Genomic DNA, 15,664 nt, shown 5'->3' on the forward strand with positions numbered 1-15,664 from the left:
GCGATTATTTAGCGCCGAAAACGCGGTTTTCCTGTTCCGCCACGCGGATAAAGGTCGTGCGTTTGGTCAACTCTTTCAATCGTTCTGCACCCACATAGGTACAGGCGGAGCGCAGCCCGCCAAGAATATCACGAAGGGTGAATTCAACTTCACCACGCAATGGCAATTTCACCGTTTTACCTTCCGCCGCGCGGTATTCGGCTACACCGCCAACGTGGCGTTTCATCGCCGATTCAGAGCTCATGCCGTAAAACAGCATAAACTTCTCGCCATTCTCTTCCACAACGGTCCCTTCGCATTCATCATGACCGGCGAGCATTCCACCGAGCATAACGAAATCAGCACCGCCGCCGAAGGCCTTAGCCACATCACCCGGCACTGAACAGCCACCATCGCTCACGATCTGCCCGCCAAGGCCATGTGCCGCATCGGCACACTCAATGACGGCAGAAAGCTGCGGGTAGCCCACGCCGGTTTTAACACGAGTGGTACAAACGGAACCTGGACCAATGCCAACTTTGACAATATCCGCACCGGATAGCACCAGTTCTTCAACCATTTCACCCGTCACCACGTTACCCGCACAAATCACATGCTGCGGGCACGCTTCACGCGCTTTTTGTAGGAAGGCAACAAAGTGTTCGGAATAGCCGTTGGCGACATCAATACAGATGAATTTTAATGCCGGGGAAAGCGCAAGGATTTGCTTCATTTTCACGAAGTCAGCCTCAGACGTACCGGTAGACACCATGACATGACGCAAGGTAGTTTCAGAGGCACGTTGGACGAACGCAGCCCATTGCTCAACGGAATAATGTTTATGAACGGCGGTAAGGACATCAAAGGAGGCCAACGCCTCTGCCATGCGGAAAGTGCCTACCGTATCCATATTGGCAGCAATGATCGGCACGCCAGACCAGTCACAACCTGAATGTTTAAATGTAAAACGACGGGCCAGCTCCACCTCTGAGCGGCTTTTCAGCGTAGAGCGCTTAGGGCGGATCAATACATCTTTAAAACCTAACTTCAAATCTTCTTCAATACGCATGACAACTGATTTCCTGGTTTATGGCGACGGATCGCAGGGTTGTGATCGAATCTTTTAATGCCAGTTCCAGTGAAGCTATCATACGCCGGAATAAACGTGCGGCAAGACTGCGTTTTCATCTTTATTTACGCTACAATCCCAGAAATTTACCTACGCAATCGCAGTGTGACGTTGTCCTCACTTTTCCCAACGCACCGGCATAAATGCCCGGTTTAGTCTGTCTTGGCATGCCGGGCGACATGCGTTGACTTGCACTTCTGCGCGATCGCTTTATGATTTGTCTATTATTTTTTTATGAACTCTAGGGTGCATCCACAGACCATGGCCTACATTGTTGCGTTGACAGGCGGTATCGGCAGTGGAAAATCGACGGTGGCGGATGCCTTTGCTCGTCATGGCGTAACCCTTGTCGACGCTGATGTGATCGCCCGTGATGTCGTCCAGCTTGGTACGCCATCGTTGGCCGCCATCGCCACACATTTTGGTCAAGAGATGTTGCTGCCAGACGGTACACTAAACCGAGCAGCATTGCGCCAACGGATCTTCAGTAATCCGGATGAAAAAACCTGGCTAAACAACTTGTTGCATCCAGTTATTCAGCAAGAAACGCAGCACCAACTAGCGCAAGCCGCCAGCCCTTACGTGCTGTGGATCGTCCCGCTTTTGGTCGAAAACAACCTGCAATCACGTGCCAATCGCGTGTTGGTTGTCGATGTTGACAGCGAAACCCAGTTAGTCAGAACCATGATGCGTGACGGCATCAGTCGTCAGCAAGCGCAGAATATTTTATCTGCCCAGGCAACGCGTGCTCAGCGCCTTGCCGTGGCAGACGATGTCATTGATAACAGCGGCACCGCTACAGGGATAGAGCCACACGTAGCCGCCTTGCATCGCCGCTATCTTGAACTTGCGGCATAGGCACCCTAACAGGATTAAACTGAATGAGTGACGCTTCCCCAACAGTTCTCTTTGAACACCCGTTAAATGAAAAAATGCGTACTTGGCTGCGCATTGAGTTTTTATTGCAGCAATTACATGGGCAACGTGCGCTGAACGAAACGGCCATCGCCCTGACCTTTTTCCGTACCGTGTCTGATCTACTGGACGTGCTGGAACGCGGTGAAGTCCGCACTGAGTTATTAAAAGAATTGGAACGCCAACAGCAAAAACTACTGCTGTGGGCGGATGTGCCCGGCGTTGACATGTCGGTAGTCAATCAAATACGCAACCAATTGAAACAATACTCGAGCCAATTAATGGCAGCCCCACGGCTGGGCCAGGCGCTACGCGAAGATCGCTTGATCAGCCTGGTGCGTCAACGTTTGAGCATACCCGGTGGTTGTTGCAGCTTTGATCTTCCTACATTGCATATGTGGATGCATGTTGCGCAACATGAGCGCGATGCTGATGTGGCTGAATGGTTGCAAACGTTAGAGCCGTTAAATCAGGCACTGACTATGATACTGGATCTGATTCGTCAGGCTGGACCGTTGCGCAACCAAATCAGCCTAAACGGTTTCTATCAAGATAATGCGGAAGGAGCTGACCTGTTACGTCTGCGTATCGATTTGGCACACCAGTTGTATCCACAAATTTCCGGTCACAAAACGCGTTATGCTATTCGCTTTTTGCCATTGGACAGTGAACATGGTCTGGTTCCTGAACGCCTGACGTTTGATCTGGCATGCTGTTAGTTTTTGAATATAAAGTCTTTATCAGTATTGAAGGCTAAGGAAGAGTGATGACTACCGTAGTAAAATGCCCGACCTGCGGCAAAGGCGTGGTTTGGGGTGAAGTGAGCCCTTATCGTCCGTTTTGCAGCAAACGCTGTCAGTTAATCGACCTCGGCGAATGGGCCGCTGAAGAGAAACGTATCCCCAGTAACAACGAGTTAAACGAAAGTGAAGAATGGAGTGAAGATGGCGACCGTTGATCGCCATTAAACCGATCGGCATTACCTGGCACGCGTGGCGCGGTTACACGTACGCGACTTGGAGGTGCCGGGTGCCTTAATTCGTTGCCTGAGCCTGCGCCACCAACTTTTTTATGATGGTGGCATTGGCCGGTGGGAATTCATCTTCGCGCAACGCCCCTTGCTTTATCCAACGCATCGGTTGGCCTTCACGGCCGAACGGTTCACCCTTCCAGGCTTCCACCAGATAAAAATGCAGCGTTACGATGCGATCGTTAAAGTGATGTTCCAACACCTCTAACAGTTCAGCGCGCTCGGTTTTAATGCCGGTTTCCTCCAGCAATTCACGGTACACCGCCTGTTCTGCGGTTTCACCTGGCTCAATCTTGCCGCCGGGGAACTCCCAAAATCCGGCCATATGCGCATCTGCCGCACGGCGGGTGATGAAAATTTCCTGCTGTTCATTACGTATAATACCCACGGCGATATTCAGATGTTTCATCGCGTACTCCTGAACGGTTACTAAGACGAATTACGCCAAAAAATAAGGGTTCAGCATGCTGAACCCTCGATGTAGTGATGACCAATCAACCTGTCAGCTTATTTTTGCAGACGGCCGTGGCACTGTTTATATTTTTTGCCTGAACCGCATGGGCAAGGATCGTTACGACCGATTTTGCGTTCGGCGCTCGCCGGTGCATTAGGATCTTCGGTTACCAGCGCATTCTCATCCTGGTGGCTCAACTGTTGTTGCTGTGCCAAACGCTCTGCTTCTTCACGACGCTGTTGCTCAAGCGCTTCAACTTCCTCTGGCATCCGCACCTGAACCTTGCTCAGCACGCTGATCACTTCATATTTCAGCGACTCAAGCATCGCCGCAAACATAGCGAACGACTCACGCTTGTACTCTTGTTTCGGATCTTTCTGTGCGTAGCCACGCAGGTGAATACCTTGACGAAGGTAATCCATTGCCGCCAAGTGCTCTTTCCACAGGGAATCCAGCGTTTGTAGCATCACGCCTTTTTCGAAGTTGCGCATCATTTCGGTGCCAACCACTTCTTCTTTGCGCAAATACTCTTCTTTGGCGGTTTCCAGAATACGCTCGCGCAGTGTTTCTTCGTGCAACTGCGGCTCTTTATCCAGCCACTCCGTGATTGGCATATCCAGATCGAAATCATTTTTCAAACGATCTTCCAAGCCCTGCACGTCCCACATTTCTTCCAGCGACTGCGGTGGAATATAGTTGTCGATGGTCGTTTTGAACACGTCTTCACGGATGCTGGTGATGGTTTCGCTTACGTCAGAAACATCGAGCAACTCGTTACGCTGGCTGTAAATCGCGCGGCGTTGATCATTGGCAACGTCATCATATTCCAGCAACTGCTTACGAATATCGAAGTTACGGCTTTCTACTTTACGCTGGGCATTGGCAATGGCTTTGGTCACCCACGGGTGTTCAATAGCCTCGCCTTCTTTCATCCCCAGTTTACGCATCATGTTAGAAACGCGATCGGAAGCGAAAATACGCATCAGCGCATCTTCCATAGACAGGTAGAAGCGTGAGGAACCCGCATCCCCTTGGCGACCAGAACGACCACGAAGCTGATTATCAATACGGCGCGATTCGTGGCGCTCAGTACCGATGATGTGCAAGCCACCTGCCGCCAAGACGGCATCATGACGCACTTTCCAAGCATCTTTCAGCGCGGTGATTTGCTCTTCGGTTGGGTCTTCCAGATTGGCGATTTCTGTCTGCCAGCTTCCGCCCAGCACAATATCCGTACCACGGCCAGCCATGTTGGTGGCGATAGTGACCGCACCGGCCTGGCCTGCTTGCGCTACGATATCGGCTTCCATGGCGTGGAATTTAGCGTTCAACACTTTGTGTTCAATGCCAGCCTTGGTCAGTTCACGGGAAACGACTTCCGATTTCTCAATCGAAATGGTCCCCACCAACACTGGCTGCCCATTCGCGGTACGCTCGCGAATGTCTTCAATGATCGCGCCGATCTTTTCCAGTTCGGTCATGTAAACCAGATCCGGCATATCTTTACGGATCATTGGGCGGTTGGTTGGCACAACGATGGTGTCCAGCTTGTAAATCGAGCTGAATTCAAACGCTTCGGTGTCGGCAGTACCGGTCATCCCGGCCAGTTTCTCATACAGGCGGAAATAGTTCTGGAAGGTAATGGAAGCCAGCGTCTGGTTCTCGTTCTGGATTTCCACGCCCTCTTTCGCCTCCACTGCCTGATGCAGGCCATCAGACCAACGACGCCCCTGCATGGTACGGCCGGTGTGCTCATCAACAATAATGACTTCGCCATCTTTCACGATGTAGTCAACGTCACGCGTAAACAGCACGTGAGCGCGCAGCGCTGCTGTCACATGGTGCATTAGCATAATGTTGGTCGGTGAATACAGCGATTCACCTTCTTCCATGATGCCCGCTTCCACCAACATTTCTTCGATAAGAATCAGGCCGCGTTCGGTCAAGTGTACCTGGCGAGATTTCTCATCAACCGAGAAATGCCCTTCACCTTGGAAGGTATCCGAGTCTTCTTTCTCCTGACGAATCAGTTTAGGTATCAGCTTATTAACTTTGATATACATTTCTGAACTATCTTCGGCAGGACCGGAGATGATCAGCGGCGTACGCGCTTCATCAATCAGAATGGAGTCAACCTCATCCACCAGCGCATAGTGCAGTTTGCGCTGTACACGCTCTTCAGGGCTGAATGCCATGTTGTCACGCAGGTAGTCAAAGCCGTATTCATTGTTAGTGCCGTAAGTAATATCAGCGGCGTAAGCTTCGCGCTTGGCTGGGGCTGGCATGCCTGGCAAGTTAATGCCGATACTCAAACCGAGGAACTCAAACAGTGGGCGGTTATTTTCGGCGTCGCGCTGCGCCAGATAGTCGTTGACGGTTACCACGTGCACACCACGGCCGCTTAACGCATTCAGATAGGCAGGCAGTGTTGCGGTCAGGGTTTTACCTTCACCCGTACGCATTTCGGCAATACAACGATCGTTCAACACCATGCCGCCCAACAGCTGAACATCAAAGTGGCGCATACCGAACACGCGTTTACTGGCTTCACGCACCACGGCAAACGCTTCTGGGATCAGGCTGTCTACCGTTTCGCCCTTTTTCAAACGCTCACGGAATTCGTTAGTCTTGGCTTTCAGCTCGTCATCGGACAGCTTTTCCATGTCCGGTTCCATGCGGTTGATTTGCTCAACCACTTTGCGCATGCGGCGCAGCGTACGATCGTTACGGCTACCAAAAACTTTGGTCAATAATTTAACTAACATAATCTTTAATATCTCTGTCATGACGGCTGAAGTCAGCCATCAACTTGCTGTTATTTTGTTGGTTTTTTCGCCCAAGGGCATAAATCCGTAATATCCGCCATACTTCAACTACATCGTTGGTCGCTACCTACCCACATCCAAATCACTTAGGTTTCTAGGCTGTTCTGGATGATGGGGTTTTAGCTCATCCAGCGTGTCAACGTGGGTGGTACGCCAATCTATCGGCATTTATCACGCCAGTGCCGACACGATGCAACTCGAAGCGTTTAGGCTATAAAAATGGCTGGTCCGGCGCGAATGCCCTGTATCTGCGCGAGCCATAGCCCAGGCTGATACTCCGCCAAAGAAGGGTGGACAGAATGATGTGTATCACGAATGATAGTCGGCGGCTTAGGCTCATGCGTCAATAACGCATTGAGCGTAGAAAGTAACGCCAACTGCGCCACCTGCAATGGCGGCTCGGCGGTATCGGCATCATGTTCTTGCACACGAGCAAAAACTGCCTGCGGTGCCAACGCAAAAGAAAGGTGACGAATGACAGTACGGAGCGCATGCTGCTGCCAATAGTCCACGCTGAACGTTGGACGGCGATGCACGTCCTGCAACAACGCTAGGCTGTTAAACGCTACGCTAACCGAATTCTGGCGATTTAAGCTAGAAGACGTGCTCGGCAATGCCGCCTGATCGGCGTTACCTGTCAGGTTTTGCGGTACGCCAAGCGTGGCCGCTACCATCCCTAATAAAAGATGAGGCCAGAAATAACGTCTGCCAAATTGTCGCCAACGATTTAGAATACCGATCACGAGTTTATAATCCGCCGGAGTCCATTATGCGCGATAGCCGTCCACAATTATTAGATGTCCTGTTCTTTGAGCCGTCTGGAGCAGATAAAGGGCCGTTGCATAACGTTCAGCAACGTGCTGTCGCTTTACTCAAGCTGAACCGCGCAGTGAAAGGCTTGTTGCCCGCTCAACTGCACCCTTGGTGCCGCGTCGCTAACTTCAGACAGGGTATTTTAGTGCTAGAAACGGCAAATGCCAGCTGGATGATGCGTTTACGCTACGAACAGCCTAATTTATTATCAGCACTACGAGCGCAAATTCTACCATCATTGTCATCGATCGACATCAGGATTAATCCTGCGTTGATGGCAAAAGGCAGTAACCAACCACAGAATTCAGATAAAACCACAGCCAGCGGCCAATCTGATGCGCCAATGCGTCAACTGAGTGAGGAGAGTGCAGAGCAATTACGAGGGTTAGCCAACCGCAGCCCAGAAAAACTGCGTAAAACGTTGGAACGACTGGCATCGCTGGCCGGAGAGAGTGCCAACGCCACCAGTCGTGATAAATAATCAGCGATTTCGGCCCTTAATCATCCAGCCACACGACGCAGGCGTTTCTTAACCACCTCCAACTATCTGTGTTGGAGCGGGCTAGGTTACCGCGCCGATGCAGCGTAAACTATTGCGGGCATCAGGCTTTATGCCAATACGGCAGACGGCGCTTTGAATGCCAACGGCATTTCTGCTTCGTCTTGGAAGGTGACGAACTCCCACGCTTCCTGTTTTGCCAATACCGCTTGCAGCAATTTGTTATTCAATGCATGGCCTGATTTGTACGCGGTGAACGCGCCAATAATGTTATGGCCACACATAAACAGATCGCCGATAGCGTCCAGCATTTTGTGACGGACGAACTCGTCTTCAAAACGCAAACCGTCTTCGTTCAGAACACGATAATCGTCGACGACGATCGCGCAATCGAAACTGCCACCCAAGGCTAAACCACGGGATTGCAGATATTCAATGTCACGCATGAACCCGAAGGTACGCGCACGACTAATTTGGCGCACGAACGAATCGGCGGAAAAATCTAAGCGGTAACGCTGCGTGCTGGCGTCAATCGCCGGGTGGTTGAAGTCAATGGTAAAGTCCAGACGGAACCCGTTATGCGGGGACAGCTCGGCCCATTTGTCACCATCTTCAACACGCACGGTGTCTTTCAGACGCAAGAATTTCTTCGCTGAGTTCAGTTCTTCGATGCCGGCATCCAGCAACAAGAAGATGAATGGACTGGCACTACCGTCCATGATTGGGATTTCAGCTGCGTCAACTTCAATAATGATGTTGTCGATGCCAAGCCCAGCCAGTGCGGCGTTAAGATGCTCAACGGTAGAAATACGCACGTCATGCTCATTCACCAGGCAAGTACAGAGCATGGTATCACGCACGGATTTTGCATCAGCCGGAAAATCAACCGGTGGATTCAAGTCAGTGCGACGATAGATGACCCCGGTATTAGCCGGCGCGGGGCGCATGGTCAGCGTGACTTTTTTGCCGGTATGCAAACCGACGCCAGTCGCCTGAACAATACGTTTTAATGTCCTTTGTTTGATCATCATTTTATCTCGCAATGTTATCCATCCTACCAGCCAAGCATATAGCATGGCCGGCGGGACAGTTTAGCACAAAGAGCGGAGATTCCAAATTATAAGGATAATCTTAGTCTGCCTGTTTACGCAGGAAGGCTGGGATATCCAAGTAGTCAGGCTCTTTGTTCGGTTGCGCGTTCTGATCGTTCACTACCTTGGCTGCAGGTTTGGCTTCCTGCGGCAGTGGCGACATCCCGTGCTGTTGGTAACGGTGATCCATCACCGGCTGGCTGGCCTGTTTATTGGTCACCAAGGTGATTTCAGGACGCTTGTCCATACCGATACCAGTAGCGACAACGGTCACGCGCAGTTCATCGTTCATTTCTGGATCCAATGACGTACCGATAACCACGGTTGCATTGTCGGAAGCAAACGCGCGGATGGTGTTACCCACGGTTTCAAACTCGTCCAGACGCAGGTCAAAGCCAGCGGTAATGTTAACCAAGACGCCACGCGCACCAGAAAGATCGATGTCTTCCAGCAGTGGGCTGGAGATCGCCATTTCCGCCGCTTCTTCTGCGCGATCTTCGCCACAGGCAACGCCGGATCCCATCATTGCGTAGCCCATTTCGGACATCACGGTGCGCACGTCGGCGAAGTCGACGTTCATCAAGCCCGGACGGGTGATCAGCTCAGCGATACCCTGTACAGCACCTTTCAGCACGTCATTAGCAGCACCGAACGCATCCAGCAGAGAAATACCACGACCCAGAACTTTCAACAGTTTGTCGTTCGGGATGGTAATCAGTGAATCCACGTGTTTAGACAGCTCAGCGATACCCTGCTCAGCAAATGCCATGCGTTTCTTGCCTTCGAAATTGAAAGGCTTAGTAACCACGGCGACTGTCAGAATACCCAGATCTTTTGCGACCTCAGCGACGACAGGTGCGGCGCCCGTACCAGTACCGCCACCCATACCTGCCGCGATGAAGACCATGTCTGCACCATCCAAGGCTGCGCGCAGGGCTTCACGGTCTTCTTCCGCCGAATTGCGACCCACTTCAGGGTTAGCGCCTGCACCCAGACCTTTAGTAATACCACTACCAATCTGGATGGTTTGGCCAACTGCCGTTTTACGTAGCGCCTGAGCGTCTGTATTAACGGCAAAGAATTCAACACCTTCGATGCGCTCGCGCACCATGTGTTCAACGGCGTTACCGCCGCCACCGCCGACGCCGATGACTTTAATCACCGCGTCATTGGTTAGTTCCATTGGTTCAAACATAGTTTCTCTCCGTTTTGTGCCTGTCGCTGCGAGATCATAAAAAGATTACTCAGCATGATCTCTTTGTTGAAACATTAAAATTCTTTTCTCAGCCAGCTATTGATACGTTTAAACCAATTGCCCACCGAGGCGCGTTTTTCTACTTCTGACTCACCGCTGAGATGAGACTCTTTTCCATAGTGCAGCAGACCTACCGCCGTTGAGTAGTAGGGCTCCTGTGCATAATCCGTCAGCCCCGTGATGTTCAAGGGTTGGCCGATGCGTACCTGAGTATGGAATACCCGTTGCGCACAAGCTGCCAGACCATCAATCTGGGCGGCACCGCCGGTCAGCACAATACCCGCTGCCAAATGATGCTTCACCCCTTGCTGACGCAGTTGCTCCTGCAATTGCAAAATTTCATCGTTAACCAGATTCAACAGTTCGGTGTAGCGTGGCTCAATCACTTCAGCCAGTGTCTGTCTTTGCAGACTACGAGGAGGACGTCCCCCAACGCTAGGCACCTCTACACTCTCATCCTTGCTAACAATCGACCCAAGCGCACAGCCGTGTCGAACTTTAATCGCTTCTGCATCCGTCGGCGGCGTGCCGAAGGCGTAAGCAATATCGCTGGTAACCACGTTCCCGGCATAAGGGATAACTTTCGTGTGGCGCAGCGCACCGCCGGTATACACCGCCATGTCCATGGTGCCGCCGCCAATATCCACCACACAAACGCCAAGCTCGCGTTCATCTTCGGTCAGTACCGCATAGCTGGCGGCCAGACCGGCGAAAATTAATTGGTCAACTTTCAGACCACAACGTTCAACTGCTTTAACAATGTTTTTTGCCATATCGTTATGGCAGGTAATCAGATGCACCTTGGCTTGCATACGCACGCCGGACAACCCTACCGGGTTTTTGATACCTTCCTGATAGTCGATGGCGTATTCTTGAGGAATCACATGCAGAACGCGATGCTCGTCACGTACACGTACCGACTTGGCGGTATGGACGACGTTCTCCACATCCTCCTGGGTCACTTCCTCTTCCGAAATAGGAACCATCCCTATTTCGTTCTGGCAACTGATATGTTTACCCGATAATGCGAGGTAGACCGACGAAATCTGACAATCGGCCATCAGTTCGGCCTGATCGATAGCGCGCTGCACGCATTTCACTACCGACTCAAGGTCGTTAACGCCACCCTTGTCCATGCCTCGGGATGGGCAACTGCCGACCCCGATAATGTTGACCATGCCATCGGGCAGAACTTCCCCTACCAATGCGGCGACTTTCGCCGTACCGATCTCCAGTCCAACTACCAGTTTTCTGTCCGTCGACTTGATCATTGTTGTTTTGCCTGTGCCTGATTCTGTTGCTGATTACTGTTTTGCTGTTCGCGTGCCGCCGAATCGCCCCCCTGCGGGTCGATCAACAGGGGGCTCCATCCCACCGATGCCCCTGCGTCGTAACGCAGATCGACATAGTTAACACGCTTGCTTTCCGCCTGGCCCTGTTGCTCCAGCACCGGATACAGCTCGATAAAGCGTCGCAGGCGCCCCATGCGATCGTCACGCCCCAGTTCCAACCGGACATCATTATCCAAAGCCAGTTGCCAGGAGTGGCGTGCCGTCATAGACGCCATCTTCAGGGTATACTTGCTGGCAGCCAACATGCTGCTCATGGTCCGGTAGCCTTCAAGAACGTCGTGCTCACTTCCTTCTGGACCATAGAGCAACGGCAATTTCTGTTTGCCGACACGTTCTGCTGGCACGCTAAACGATTTGCCCTCGGTATCGACCATATGCAAATCATTCCAACGCGCCACAGGGACATATTCCACCAGATGGATTTTCAGCTCATCCGGCCACTGTTTGCGTACGCTGGCCTGCTTAATCCATGGCAAACGTTCAATTTGTTGTTGGATAACATCAACATCCTGCGTCATGAACGTGCCCGGCGCACCCAATGCCAGAATAGCCTGACGGATATCATCGTTAGTGGTGTAATGGCGCTCACCGGTCACCACTAGCCGGGAGAGTGGCAGCCGACTGGCGTCTTTCATCCAGCCAACCACCGCCCATCCGCACCAGAGGATGGTTCCCAACACCATCAGCAGAAAAATCATTCCTGCTAACTGGCTTCCATTGCTGCGTCGCGGATGCGTTTCTGCTTCGCGTTCGCGCGCATTCAGGGCAGCTTGCGACATATCAGTCAGCCAACGCCAAAATTCTCGCGACCAGTTGCGAGAAACTTAAGCCATATTGACGCGCCGCCATCGGCACCAGACTATGACTGGTCATGCCCGGCGAGGTGTTCACCTCAAGCAGATAGAAACGGCCATCGCTATCCTGCATCACGTCCACACGCCCCCAACCGCTGCAATCCAACACGCGATAAGCGCGTGCTGCCAACGCGGCTAATTCAGCCTCCTGCTCGGCGTCCAAACCACTCGGGCAGAAATACTGGGTGTCATCGGAAATATACTTAGCTTGATAATCGTAAAACACGCCGGCTGGCTGAATGCGAATCGATGGCAACAATTGGTCACCCAAAAACGCCACGGTATATTCCGGGCCACTCAACCATTTCTCCACCAGTACATCATCGTCATGGCGGAATGCTTCGGCCAAGGCCGTCTCAAGCTCTGCGCTTTCGCTCACTTTACTCATGCCAACGCTGGAACCTTCGCGGCTTGGTTTGACGATTAACGGCAAACCTAATGCTTCAATGCTGGCCAACGCGTCACGCTTTGCTTCGCCCTCGAACTGTGCGCGATGCAGCGCAACGTACGGGGCGACAGGTAAGCCCATGGTCTGCCACAGCATCTTGGTGCGCCACTTATCCATCGTCAGCGCGGATGCCATCACGCCACTGCCGGTGTACGGCAGTTCGAGGAATTCCAACATGCCCTGTAAGGTGCCGTCTTCTCCCCCGCGACCATGCAGTGCGATAAAGACTTTGGTAAACCCGTGCTCTTTCAATTGAGTAACCGGGAAATCACGAATATCGATGCCATGTGCGTCGATACCGGCCTCACGCAACCCCGCCAGCACTGCCGCGCCAGATTGCAGAGAAACGTCACGTTCAGCGGAAGTGCCGCCTAACAGGACAGCAACTTTATCAGCCATGATGTTCCTCCTCTTTTTTCTGTGGTTGTAACTTCAATTCAGATAATTTGCGCGCAATCTTGCCAACGTTGCCAGCCCCCTGTACCAACACCAAATCCTCAGGCTGCAGAAGTTGCGCCAGGGTGTCTGATATGGTTTCTGCATCAGACACCAAAATGGGATCCAACTTGCCGCGATTGCGAATCGTACGGCACAGCGAGCGGCTATCTGCCCCCGGGATCGGCGCTTCACCGGCCGAATACACATCCAGCATCAGTAAGAGATCGACCTGCGATAGCACATTGGCGAAATCGTCATACAGATCGCGCGTACGCGTGTAACGGTGCGGCTGAAAAATCATCACCAGACGTTTGTCTGGCCAACCAGCACGCGCGGCTTTAATCGTCGCATCGACTTCAGTTGGATGATGACCGTAGTCGTCAACCAACATCGCGCTACCCGCTTGGCCGTTAACCGGCGCCAACGGGTATTCACCCAAGAAATCGAAACGGCGTCCGGTGCCTTGGAAACCGGCCAGCGCACGCAAAATATCCGCGTCCTCAATCCCTTCTTCCGTCGCCACTGCCACCGCCGCCGCCGCATTCAATGCATTGTGACGGCCGGGGGCATTTAAGGTCACCGTCATTAACGGCTTATCCTGACGGTTCAGGGTAAAGTGCCCCTGCGGCCCAACCTGGCTATAACTTTCGATGCGCACGTCAGCGTCTTCACTGAACCCATAAGTGGTGACGTGACGACCAACGCGTGGCAGTAATTCGCGTACCACCGGGTCATCAATGCACATCACCGCACGCCCGTAGAACGGCAAGTTATGCAAGAAATTGATAAACGTCTGCTTCAGGTTTTCGAAATCGCCATGGTAAGTATCCATGTGATCGGCTTCGATATTGGTGACAATCGCCACCATCGGTTGCAGATGAAGGAATGATGCGTCGCTCTCATCAGCTTCCGCGATCAGATAGCGGCTCGATCCTAAGCGCGCATGAGTGCCTGCTGCCTTGACCAATCCACCGTTGACAAACGTGGGATCCAAACCGGCTTCCGCATAAATGCTGGACACCATCGCAGTGGTCGTGGTTTTTCCGTGGGTTCCCGCTACGGCGATACCGTGGCGGAAGCGCATCAGTTCAGCCAGCATTTCTGCGCGGCGGATCACTGGAATACGCGCCTCTCGCGCGGCAATCAGCTCAGGGTTGTCGGATGAAATGGCAGTCGAGACCACCACCACACTCGCATCCAATACATTCTCAGGACGATGATGGAAATAAATCGTCGCGCCAAGCTCACTCAACTGCTGAGTCACCGGGTTCGGCGCAAGGTCTGAACCACTGATGTGATACCCTTCATTAGCCAACACTTCGGCGATACCACCCATGCCAGCACCGCCGATGCCGACAAAGTGAATGTGCCGGACACGTCGCATCTCGGGCACGATAGTACGTAGTTTCGCCAGTTGTTGTGTATTCATCACTCTCTCTAATCCGGGTTCAGCCTATCGAACCCCTACATGACATGTCTTCATTTACAGGCTCGGTAAACCGAACCCCTACAGTATTCACTTAGCAACGCGAATCAGCTCTGCCGCTACGCGTTCAGTCGCATCCGGGATCGCTACCGCACGCGCCTTTTCGGCCATGGACAATAGCGTCGAGCGATCCCAGCTTGCCAACAGTTCAGCCACCGTCTCGGCGTTAAACTGAGGTTGTTCAATAATTTTGGCCGCCCCCGCCTCTTCCAACGGACGCGCGTTCCAATATTGCTGACGATCTTTATGTTGGAACGGGACAAAAATTGCCGGTAACCCCGCTGCGGCGATCTCACTGACGGTCAGTGCACCCGATCGGCAAACCACCACATCGGCCCAAGCATAAGCAGCCGCCATGTCATCGATAAACTCGGTAACCTTGTGCTGCGTTTGCCCTACGCGAGCGTAATCTCGCTGAACTACGTCCAATGCGCCTTTGCCCACTTGATGCCAGAGCGTAATTCTATCGTTCAAACGCGCAGCGACTTCAGGAACAGTCTGATTCAGCACGCGCGCGCCCTGACTACCACCAATCACCAACACGCGAATCGGGCCTTTACGCCCTGCCAGACGGTCTGCAGGCAGCGGTAACGCCAATACATCCGTGCGAACCGGGTTACCTACCACCGCAGCATTCGCAAACGCACCGGGAAAGGCCTGTAATACCGTTTTAGCAATACGCGCCAGCCAGCGGTTGGTTAAACCCGCAATACCATTTTGCTCATGCAAAACCACAGGAATGCCACATTGCCAAGCAGCCAGACCACCAGGGCCAGAAACATAACCCCCCATGCCAAGCACCACATCCGGCTGATAGCTGCGCATGATCGCTTTTGCCTGACGTACCGCACGCCAAATACGTATCGGTGCGGTTAATTGCGCCATCAGCCCTTTGCCACGCAGGCCGGAAATTCGAATGAAGTCAATGTCGATCCCGTGCTTTGGCACCAGTTCGGCTTCCATTCGATCTGCGGTTCCAAGCCAGCGAACTTGCCAGCCCTGCGCCATCAGATGATGAGCGACCGCCAGCCCCGGGAACACATGCCCACCGGTGCCGCCTGCCATCACCATTAAACGCTTAGGTTTCCCGCTCATT

General features: G+C 52.6%; 15 protein-coding genes. 4 read left to right on the forward strand and 11 right to left on the reverse strand.

Annotated elements, in window-relative coordinates:
* Window positions 1–4: 4 nt before the first annotated feature.
* Window positions 5–1,048, reverse strand: a complete 1,044-nt coding sequence (locus ACQKDS_RS00370; protein WP_399664946.1) for a GMP reductase — start codon at window positions 1,046–1,048, stop codon at window positions 5–7.
* A gap of 321 nt (window positions 1,049–1,369) precedes the next feature.
* Between ACQKDS_RS00370 and coaE the strand changes: the two genes are divergently transcribed.
* Genes coaE through yacG form a run of 3 tightly spaced genes read left to right on the forward strand, consistent with a single transcriptional unit; the run spans window position 1,370 to window position 2,981 of the window.
* Window positions 1,370–1,966 (forward strand): dephospho-CoA kinase, encoded by a 597-nt coding sequence (gene coaE, locus ACQKDS_RS00375; protein ID WP_399664943.1) that lies wholly within the window; start codon window positions 1,370–1,372, stop codon window positions 1,964–1,966.
* 23 nt (window positions 1,967–1,989) lie between these two features.
* On the forward strand, window positions 1,990–2,742 hold the full coding sequence (gene zapD / locus ACQKDS_RS00380; protein ID WP_399664940.1) for a cell division protein ZapD: 753 nt from the start codon (window positions 1,990–1,992) through the stop codon (window positions 2,740–2,742).
* Between the two features lie 47 nt (window positions 2,743–2,789).
* Window positions 2,790–2,981 carry a DNA gyrase inhibitor YacG gene (gene yacG, locus ACQKDS_RS00385; RefSeq protein ID WP_399664937.1) on the forward strand — a complete coding sequence of 64 codons (192 nt, stop codon included), beginning with the start codon at window positions 2,790–2,792 and terminating at the stop codon, window positions 2,979–2,981.
* A gap of 76 nt (window positions 2,982–3,057) precedes the next feature.
* Here the strand turns inward: yacG and mutT are convergent, their stop codons facing one another.
* The 3 genes from mutT to secM all read right to left on the reverse strand — a co-directional run bounded on the left by mutT (window position 3,058) and on the right by secM (window position 7,075).
* Window positions 3,058–3,462, reverse strand: coding sequence for an 8-oxo-dGTP diphosphatase MutT (gene mutT / locus ACQKDS_RS00390; protein ID WP_399664934.1), 405 nt, complete (start codon window positions 3,460–3,462; stop codon window positions 3,058–3,060).
* Between the two features lie 98 nt (window positions 3,463–3,560).
* Window positions 3,561–6,272 carry a preprotein translocase subunit SecA gene (gene secA / locus ACQKDS_RS00395; protein WP_399664931.1) on the reverse strand — a complete coding sequence of 904 codons (2,712 nt, stop codon included), beginning with the start codon at window positions 6,270–6,272 and terminating at the stop codon, window positions 3,561–3,563.
* Window positions 6,273–6,538: 266 nt separating this feature from the next.
* On the reverse strand, window positions 6,539–7,075 hold the full coding sequence (gene secM, locus ACQKDS_RS00400) for a secA translation cis-regulator SecM (RefSeq protein ID WP_399664929.1): 537 nt from the start codon (window positions 7,073–7,075) through the stop codon (window positions 6,539–6,541).
* 26 nt (window positions 7,076–7,101) lie between these two features.
* Here secM and ACQKDS_RS00405 point away from each other — a divergent pair, with 26 nt between their 5' ends.
* Window positions 7,102–7,626 (forward strand): DUF721 domain-containing protein, encoded by a 525-nt coding sequence (locus ACQKDS_RS00405; RefSeq protein WP_399664926.1) that lies wholly within the window; start codon window positions 7,102–7,104, stop codon window positions 7,624–7,626.
* Between the two features lie 128 nt (window positions 7,627–7,754).
* Here the strand turns inward: ACQKDS_RS00405 and lpxC are convergent, their stop codons facing one another.
* From lpxC to murG, 7 genes are all read right to left on the reverse strand, one after another.
* The gene (gene lpxC / locus ACQKDS_RS00410; RefSeq protein WP_399665173.1) at window positions 7,755–8,672 is read right to left on the reverse strand and encodes a UDP-3-O-acyl-N-acetylglucosamine deacetylase; all 918 of its coding nucleotides are present in this window, start codon (window positions 8,670–8,672) and stop codon (window positions 7,755–7,757) included.
* A 103-nt stretch (window positions 8,673–8,775) separates the two neighbouring features.
* Entirely contained in the window at window positions 8,776–9,930 is a 1,155-nt protein-coding gene (gene ftsZ / locus ACQKDS_RS00415; RefSeq protein WP_399664924.1) for a cell division protein FtsZ, read from the reverse strand.
* A gap of 74 nt (window positions 9,931–10,004) precedes the next feature.
* A complete protein-coding gene (gene ftsA, locus ACQKDS_RS00420; RefSeq protein ID WP_399664921.1) occupies window positions 10,005–11,261 on the reverse strand; it encodes a cell division protein FtsA in 1,257 nt (418 codons plus the stop codon).
* Window positions 11,258–12,121: a cell division protein FtsQ gene (gene ftsQ, locus ACQKDS_RS00425; RefSeq protein WP_399664918.1), complete on the reverse strand. Its 864-nt coding sequence runs from the start codon at window positions 12,119–12,121 to the stop codon at window positions 11,258–11,260. The genes ftsA and ftsQ overlap by 4 nt, the downstream gene beginning before the upstream one ends.
* Window position 12,122: 1 nt before the next feature.
* On the reverse strand, window positions 12,123–13,043 hold the full coding sequence (locus ACQKDS_RS00430) for a D-alanine--D-alanine ligase (RefSeq protein WP_399664915.1): 921 nt from the start codon (window positions 13,041–13,043) through the stop codon (window positions 12,123–12,125).
* The gene (gene murC / locus ACQKDS_RS00435; RefSeq protein WP_399664912.1) at window positions 13,036–14,511 is read right to left on the reverse strand and encodes a UDP-N-acetylmuramate--L-alanine ligase; all 1,476 of its coding nucleotides are present in this window, start codon (window positions 14,509–14,511) and stop codon (window positions 13,036–13,038) included. Before murC ends, ACQKDS_RS00430 begins: the two co-directional genes overlap by 8 nt.
* Window positions 14,512–14,598: 87 nt before the next feature.
* On the reverse strand, window positions 14,599–15,663 hold the full coding sequence (murG, locus tag ACQKDS_RS00440) for an undecaprenyldiphospho-muramoylpentapeptide beta-N-acetylglucosaminyltransferase (RefSeq protein ID WP_399664910.1): 1,065 nt from the start codon (window positions 15,661–15,663) through the stop codon (window positions 14,599–14,601).
* Window position 15,664 lies beyond the last annotated feature (1 nt).

Source organism: Serratia sp. NPDC078593, assembly GCF_050268245.1.
Lineage (GTDB): Bacteria > Pseudomonadota > Gammaproteobacteria > Enterobacterales > Enterobacteriaceae > JBNNGK01.